Origin of the sequence: Streptomyces sp. NPDC059456, from assembly GCF_042750055.1 — a bacterium.
GTDB lineage: Bacteria > Actinomycetota > Actinomycetes > Streptomycetales > Streptomycetaceae > Streptomyces.
Window position 1 is genome coordinate 1 of the sequence record NZ_JBHYVA010000441.1, and the last position, 7,279, is coordinate 7,279.

7 protein-coding genes are annotated in these 7,279 nt (G+C 75.3%); 3 read left to right on the forward strand and 4 right to left on the reverse strand.

Translation table 11 applies throughout. The features are described from left to right. Positions 1-154 precede the first annotated feature (154 nt). Positions 155-1,105 carry a 5'/3'-nucleotidase SurE gene (gene surE / locus ACFXA3_RS29595; protein WP_385191619.1) on the forward strand — a complete coding sequence of 317 codons (951 nt, stop codon included), beginning with the start codon at positions 155-157 and terminating at the stop codon, positions 1,103-1,105. Further along, positions 1,102-2,715, forward strand: coding sequence for a carboxylesterase/lipase family protein (locus tag ACFXA3_RS29600; protein WP_385191620.1), 1,614 nt, complete (start codon positions 1,102-1,104; stop codon positions 2,713-2,715). The genes surE and ACFXA3_RS29600 overlap by 4 nt, the downstream gene beginning before the upstream one ends. A 49-nt stretch (positions 2,716-2,764) precedes the next feature. Here the strand turns inward: ACFXA3_RS29600 and ACFXA3_RS29605 are convergent, their stop codons facing one another. Then, positions 2,765-3,835, reverse strand: a complete 1,071-nt coding sequence (locus ACFXA3_RS29605) for a DUF2330 domain-containing protein (protein WP_385191622.1) — start codon at positions 3,833-3,835, stop codon at positions 2,765-2,767. A gap of 129 nt (positions 3,836-3,964) precedes the next feature. Between ACFXA3_RS29605 and ACFXA3_RS29610 the strand changes: the two genes are divergently transcribed. Further along, on the forward strand, positions 3,965-4,444 hold the full coding sequence (locus ACFXA3_RS29610) for a hypothetical protein (protein WP_385191624.1): 480 nt from the start codon (positions 3,965-3,967) through the stop codon (positions 4,442-4,444). On the opposite strand, the gene ACFXA3_RS29615 is transcribed toward ACFXA3_RS29610, so the two are convergent. From ACFXA3_RS29615 to ACFXA3_RS29625, 3 genes are read right to left on the reverse strand one after another with little or no spacing between them, the layout of a single operon-like run. Further along, positions 4,402-5,115, reverse strand: coding sequence for an HAD family hydrolase (locus ACFXA3_RS29615; protein WP_385191625.1), 714 nt, complete (start codon positions 5,113-5,115; stop codon positions 4,402-4,404). The two genes, ACFXA3_RS29610 and ACFXA3_RS29615, sit on opposite strands and share 43 nt — an antisense overlap. Next, a complete protein-coding gene (locus ACFXA3_RS29620; protein ID WP_385191626.1) occupies positions 5,112-6,254 on the reverse strand; it encodes an ABC transporter ATP-binding protein in 1,143 nt (380 codons plus the stop codon). Before ACFXA3_RS29620 ends, ACFXA3_RS29615 begins: the two co-directional genes overlap by 4 nt. A gap of 5 nt (positions 6,255-6,259) precedes the next feature. Further along, positions 6,260-7,090, reverse strand: coding sequence for an ABC transporter permease (locus ACFXA3_RS29625; RefSeq protein ID WP_385191627.1), 831 nt, complete (start codon positions 7,088-7,090; stop codon positions 6,260-6,262). Positions 7,091-7,279 lie beyond the last annotated feature (189 nt).

Genomic DNA, 7,279 nt, shown 5'->3' on the forward strand with positions numbered 1-7,279 from the left:
TTCCCGCACCGCGGCGGCCCGGCCCGAACTCCGGCGGGCGCATGCCGAGGGTCGTGCGCCCGCCGGTGCCCCGTGCGGCGGCCCTCCCGCCGCCCCGGGCCATCACGCGTCGCCACCCTCACCTCCCACCCCACCGTTTCCGAAGGAGCCCTCTGTGAGACGCAAGCGAGTCCTGCCGCCGGCCGTGCTGGTCCTGTGCACGGCGGCCCTCGCGGGTACGGCGCCGGCGATCGCCTCGCCGCTCGCGGCGCCCGCGGCACCCGCCTCCGCTGCCGCCGCGGCGCCCGCGGCCACGCCCGCTGCCCCGCTGCGGATCCTGCTCACGAACGACGACGGCTACAACGCGCCCGGCATCCGCAAGGCGTTCGAGCGGCTGACCGCCGCCGGGTACGACGTCACCATCGTCGCCCCGCTCACCAACCAGAGCGGCACCGGCACCAAGCTGGCGAGCGCCCCCGCGATCGCGGTGCAACACCCCGAACCGAAGGTGTGGGCCGTGGACGGCACGCCCGGCGACTCCGTGTCCTTCGGCCTCGCCGAGGTCTTCGGGGGGCGCGCCCCCGACCTGGTGGTCTCCGGTACCAACTTCGGCCCGAACGTGGCCGGTCTGGCCACCCACTCCGGTACGGTCGGCGGCGCCGTCGTCGCCCTGGAGAGCGGCGTCCCGGCCATCGCGCTGAGCACCGGCGGCCTGGCCGTGCCCGACCCGGCGGCCACGGTCAACGCGATGGGCCCCACCGTCGACTTCGCGGTCAGGCTGATCGACCGGCTGCGCGTCCGGGCACGGTCGGGACCGCTGCTGCCGAAGGGCGTCGGTCTGAACGTCAACCACCCGGTGGTCGGCGCGGACGGCACGGGCACCGCCGCCGGCGTCGCCGCGACCTTCCAGGACCCGCAGGCCCCGCTCCGGCCGGACTACACCGACTCCGGGGACGGGACCTGGAAGGTGAACGTGCAGTTCCGGCCGCAGCCGCCCGCCCGGGGCGGTGACGTGGAGGCCGTCAACGCCGGCAGGATCGCCATCAGCCCGATGAACGCCGACTGGAACACCGGGCCGGCCGAGTCCGCGGTCACCTCGGCCCTGATCGCGGGGCTCCGCCCGTGAGGAGGCCGCGTACGGCACGCTCGCTGCTCGGCGGCGCGTGCGTGCTGGCGGCCCTGCTCACCGCGGCGCTCCCCGCACCGGCCGGCGCGACCGCGCCGGCGGCGCCCCCCGGATCGGCGCACCCGCGGGTCGGCGTCGCGCAGGGCGTGCTGCGCGGGCAGGAGCACGACGGCGCCGAGGAGTTCCTCGGCGTCCCCTACGCCGCTCCCCCGGTCGGGGACGCCCGGCTGCGCCCGCCGCAGGCGCCGCGCCGCTGGACCGGGGTCCGCGAGGCGGACCGGCAGTCCCCGGCGTGCCTGCAGTTCTCGCCGTTCGGGCTGAGCGATCCGACCGCCGTCAGCGAGGACTGCCTGTACCTCGATGTGTACCGGCCGCGGACGGCCCGCGCCGGAGCCCGGCTGCCGGTGATCGTGTGGCTGCACGGGGGTGCGTACAGCCAGGGCACGGGGACGCAGTTCGGCGGCCGGACCATGGCCGGTCTCACGGGCAGCGTCGTCATCAGCATCAACTACCGACTGGGACAGCTCGGATACCTCGGACTGCCCGAGATCGCCGGGCAGAACCAGGAGCACTCCGGTTCCTTCGGGCTGATGGACCAGATGGCGGCGCTGCGCTGGACCCGGGAGAACATCGCCGCGTTCGGCGGCGACCCCGGCAACGTCACGGTCTCCGGCCAGTCGGCGGGCGGCGCTTCCGTCTGCGCGCTGCTGGCGGCCCCGTCGGCGGCCGGGCTGTTCCACCGGGCCGTGCTGCAGAGCGGGCCGTGCACGCTGATCGGTACGCCGGACGGCGCGCGGGCCGAGGCGCAGGCGCGGGCCTTCGCCGAGCGGGCGGGCTGTACGGATCCGGCGGCGCGGGCCGGGTGCCTACGGGCCGCTCCGGGGGCGGCGCTGGTCGAGGCGGCCCGTACGGTGCCCACCCCGGGGCCGGCGTCCGGTGACGGGCTGCTGCCGGTCGATCCGGAGCGGGCCATCGCGGGCGGGAACTGGAACAAGGTGCCGGTGCTGATCGGCAGTACCCGCTCCGAGTCGCGGTTCTTCGTCGCGCTCTCGCAGCCGTACCTGACGCAGGAGCAGTACACCACGCAGGTTCTGGCGGATTACGGGGCGGCGGGCCCGGAGGTGCTGGCCCGGTACCCGGTGTCGGCGTACGGGTCGCCGTACCTGGCGCTGTCGGCGCTCATGACGGACGCGACGTTCGCCTGCCAGACGCAGTGGACGGCGCAGCTGTTCGCCGGGCAAGTGCCGACGTTCGTCTACGAGTTCGACGATCCGGACTCGCCGACCCTGGCGGGGGCGCAGGTGCCCGGCCTGGACGAGTCGAACGGGCACAGTGCGGAGCTGGCGTACCTGCACGACTTCGGTCTGACCGCGCGGCCGCTGACCGCCGGGCAGATCGCGTTCGCGGCGCGGATGAAGCGCTACTGGGGTGCGTTCGCGCGGTACGGCGCTCCCGTGGTGCCGGGGCAGCCGGTGTGGCCGGCGAGCCGGTCCGGGGCCGCGGCTCCGGTGATCACCCTCAACCCGGCGGTGATCCGGGCGGGGACCTCCTTCGCGGCGGACCACCAGTGCGCGTTCTGGCGGACCCTGCCGCCCCGGCCGCCGCTGTGACCGGCTGAGCGCGGTCCCGGCCCGGTCCGGGGGGCCGGGCCGGGGCCGTTCAGCCGGTGGGCGTACGGGATGTCCGGCGGCGGAGGACGAACACGGCCGCCACGAGGGCGACGAGGACGGCCGCGAGCGTGAGCAGCCAGGCGGGGATGCCGCCGACGGTGAGCAGTTCGTCGTGGTGGATGACCTTCCGGTACGGCGTGTCGGCGGCCGTGGCGCGCAGTTCGTGGTCGCCGTCGATGCGGCCCGGTTGCGGGAACTCCTGGTCGATCGCCGTCAGGAAGGCGGGCTTGCCGCCGGTGAGCGTGGCGAGGGCGCCGTCCGGGGTGACCTCGCCGGCGAAGGTGACCTTCGGGTCGGCGCCGCCGATCGGGGAAGCGGGTTCCATCCGGTGGTCGGCGAGGACGTACAGGCCGAGCGACTGGGGGGTCTTGGCCAGCCGGGACAGCCGCATCGGGTAGACCAGCCGGTTGCTGTCGAAGCGGATCTTCAGGGGGTCGAGGGTGCCGGTGAGGGTCTTGCCCGGCTCGCGGGGCGCCAGGCGTACGGCGACGTACTCCCACTTCTGGTCGACGTACGGCTTCAGCTCGGCGGCGAGTCCGTCGGGCAGTGCGAAGCCGTTGGTCTCCAGCCAGTTGCGCAGCGCGTCGGGGTCGGTCGCGGTGAGGCGCGCGACGTCGAAGTCGCCGAGCCGTTCGCGGCCGACGACGCCGACGGCCGGTGCGCCCGGCCGGGGCGCCGCGTCGCCCACGGAGGCGGACGAGCCCGAGGAGAAGGGCCAGTCCCGGTCACGGGGCCAGAAGTAGTTGCGGGTCCGGTACTCGGGCCGGGTGAGCCAGGTCAGCTGCCGGAACACGTCCCCGTCGCCCAGTTCGACCGTCGCCCGCCCGGGCACCGGCATGATCCAGGCCGCTCGCGGGGCGTCGCCGCGGACGACGAACCGCATCACGATCTGTTCCGTACGCCCGTCGAAGCGCACGACGGACGTCTCGCGTTCGACGCCGATCCGGGCGTATCCCGCCGGGATCATGGCGCCGCAGCCGCATGCGTACGCGGGGCTGATCAGCGATCCCAGCTGTGTCGCGAGCAGGGCCAGGATCAGGGCGGCGATTCTTCGTTTCATCCACACGGGGTCTCAGACGAGGGCCCCCGTGATCCGGTTCCGGCCACCGGCGTCGCGGCCTGGTCACAGGGCCGTTCCGACTCGCGGAACCCCCTGGTCAGGGTGGTTGCCGATGCCCATACTGCTCGCATGAGAGGGACGGACAAGCCGCGCAGCAGCCCCCTGGTGCCGGACGCGGTGGGGGCGGAGATCGGCCGGCACGACTGGGAGGCCGTGACGTGCGGCTGCGGCCGCAGCGCGGGGCATCTGGTGGACACCCTGTGGGCTGCGGCCGAGGGCCATCCGGCCGCCTTCCGGGCGTTGGAGGGCCACGCCTTCCTGTCCGGGCGCCTGCATCCGCCGGCTCCCGCGGTGTGCGGGGTGCTGACGGCCGTCTGGTCGGCGGGCCCGCCGCGGCTGGCCACCCGCGAGGCGCTGCTGTGGACCGTGCTGTCCCTGCTCGGCACCGAGGACGACGGGTCCGCGTACGAGGCCGGGCTGTACGGGCAGTGCGCGGCGTTCGTCCGTGGCTGTCTGCCCTCGCTGCACCGTGCGGCGGCCGCCGCTCCGGGCAGCCCGACGGCCGCCTACGTGGACGGCGTCGTGGAGCTGCTGGGCCTGGCCTCCTGACGGTCCTGCCCCGGTACGCCGGCCGCGAGGCAGCGCCGCAGCAGCTCCGGGGTGACGTCCTCCAGGGAGCGCGCGAAGGTGCGTACGGGCGAGGCGGGCACCTCCAGCAGCGACGGGACCACCAGCACCCCGCAGCCGGCGGCCTCGGCGGAGGCCGCGCCGTCCGGCGAGTCCTCCACCGCCACGCAGTCCCGTACGTCGGCGCCGATCCGCTCGGCGGCGCTCCGGTACGGGTCCGGGTGCGGCTTCGTCCGGTCCGTGTCGTCGGCTGACAGGGTGAACGCGAACGGGACGTGGGCCAGCGAGCCGCCGACGACGGAGTCGACGACGAGCCGCGGTGAGGCGCTGACCAGGGCGAAGGGGACGCCCTCCGTCTCCAGCGCGGTCAGCAGCCGCTGGGCGCCGGGCCGCACCGGCGCCCCGGCCTCCACCCGGCGGAAGAAGTCCTCGGTCAGGGCGCGCGCCACCTCGGACGGGTCTCCCCCTCCCGAGACCCGTACGAGGTGGGCGGCGGTGTCCTCCACGGCGCGGCCGACGACCTCGGGGGCGTCCGCGCCGGTGAGTTCGTGGCCGAGGCCCCGTGCGATCCGCTCGGCGGTCCGCCACCACAGCACCTCGGTGTCGACGAGGGTGCCGTCCATGTCGAACAGGACGGCGGCGAGGGCGCTCACGCGGGCCGGGCCACGACGAGGACCGGGCGCTCGGCCAGGCCGACGGCGGCGCGTGCACCGGGCGTCAGTTCGCCGGCGTCCCGCGAGGGCAGGTCCGCCTTGACGGCGGTGCCGCCGGGCAGTTCGAGGTGGAGCCGGGTGACCGCGCCGAAGAAGGACGCGGAGACGACGGTGGCCGTGCCCGCGGCGTCCGCGGTGACGGTGACGTTCTCGGGCCGGACCAGCACCTCCACCTCCCGCGTCCCCGTGGGGGCCGGGCCGTCGACGGGCAGCCGGGCGCCGGCCACCTCCACCAGGCCGGCGTCGGTGAGCTGCCCGGGCAGCCGGTTCATGGTGCCGACGAACTCGGCGACGAACGGCGTCGCGGGGCGCTCGTACAGCTCGGCGGGGGCGGCGCACTGTTCGAGGCGGCCGGCGTTCAGGACGGCGACCCGGTCGGCCATCGACAGCGCCTCCTCCTGGTCGTGCGTGACGAACACGGTGGTGATGCCGAGGGAGAGCTGGAGCCGGCGGATCTCGTCGCGCAGGTTGGCCCGGACCTTGGCGTCGAGCGCCGAGAGCGGTTCGTCGAGCAGCAGGACGCGGGGGCGCAGTGCGAGGGCGCGGGCCAGGGCGACGCGCTGCTGCTGGCCGCCGGACATCTGGTGCGGGTACCGGTCGCCGTGGTCGGGCAGGCCGACCAGGTCGAGGAGTTCGGCGGCGCGCTCGCGGCGCTGGGCGGCCCCGACCTTGCGGACGCGCAGGCCGAAGGCGACGTTGTCGCGGGCGCTGAGGTTCGGGAAGAGACTGTACGACTGGAAGACCATCCCGGCGTCGCGCCGGTTGGCCGGTACGCGGGTGATGTCCTCGCCGTCGACCAGGACCTCGCCGGAGTCGGGCTGCTCGAAGCCCGCGACGACGCGCAGCGCGGTGGTCTTTCCGCAGCCCGACGGGCCGAGCAGGGCGACGAGTTCACCCGGCTCGATGGTCAGGTCGAGCCCGTCGAGGGCGACGGTCGAGCCGAACGCCCGCCGCAGGCCGCGGAATTCGACGCGCGCGCCCGCGGGATCCGGGCGCGCCGCGCCGGTCGTGCCGGTCGCACCGGTCGCGCCGTCATCGGGCTGTCCGGGCGTCCTGGCCGCGGGAAGGGTGGTGGACATGTCGGTCAGGACTCCTTGCGGGAGGTGGAGGACGTACGGGGGGCGGAGGACACCGTGGCGGGGCTGGTCCCGGCCCGCGAGAGGACGAGCAGCAGCAGCCACGTGATGAGGAGGCTGAGGACGGAGACGGCCACCGACATCCGGGCGTGTGCTCCGGAGATCGTGACGATCCACACGGCGAAGGGCCGGAAGCCCAGCAGGGAGGCGATGGTGAACTCGCCGAGGACCAGGGCCAGGGTGAGGAAGGCGGCGCCGGCGAGGGAGGCCCGGAGGTTGGGCAGCAGCACGCGCAGGACCACGTGCGGCCAGCTCGCGCCGCAGCTGCGGGCGGCTTCCACCAGCGTCGGCACGTCGATGGCGCGCAGGCCCGCGTCGAGCGAGCGGTAGACGAAGGGCAGGGCCAGCACCGTGTACGCCAGCACCAGGACGACGGGGAACTGCTCGTTCTGGACGGCCAGGAAGGTCTGGTAGAGCGGGGTCCGCGACAGGTGGTCGGGGCCCCAGCGCAGCACGGTGGTGATGCCGGTGACCAGCGCGATCGGCGGGACCACCAGCGGCAGCATGCACATCACCTCCACGACCGGCCGCAGCCGCGGCGAGCCGAGCCGTACGGCGACCAGTGCGGGCACGGCGAGCAGCAGCGACGCCGCGATGGTGGCGGCGGCCAGCCCGAGGGAGAGCAGCAGGCTCTCGGTGAACCCGTCGGCGGAGAGCAGCTGCGTGTACGCCTCGAAGCTGATGCCCTGGCCGGGCACGTGCACGGTGAAGACGAAGGAGGCGATCAGCGGGACGAGGAAGTAGGCGCCCGCGAGCAGGAGGACGGCTCCGCGCCACACGCGGGGGCGGGGGCGGCGGCGCGGCGCGGCCGCCGGGCCGCCCGGTGCCGTGTCGCGGGCCGGGGCGCGCGCGCGGCGGGGGGGGGGCCGGGGGGGCGGCGCGGGCCCGGCGCCCCAGCCGCGGGCGGTGGCGCGGGGGGGGCGTTGTTGGCCAAGAATTAGCCCCCGCGGCTCTTTCTTTCTAGTCGC

What these genes read in the sequence shown, in the direction of transcription:
- ACFXA3_RS29610 (WP_385191624.1), top strand. Translation starts at nt 3,965, where the DNA reads ATGAGAGGGACGGACAAGCCGCGCAGCAGCCCCCTGGTGCCGGACGCG.
- ACFXA3_RS29620 (WP_385191626.1), bottom strand. Translation starts at nt 6,254, where the DNA reads ATGTCCACCACCCTTCCCGCGGCCAGGACGCCCGGACAGCCCGATGAC.
- ACFXA3_RS29605 (WP_385191622.1), bottom strand. Translation starts at nt 3,835, where the DNA reads ATGAAACGAAGAATCGCCGCCCTGATCCTGGCCCTGCTCGCGACACAG.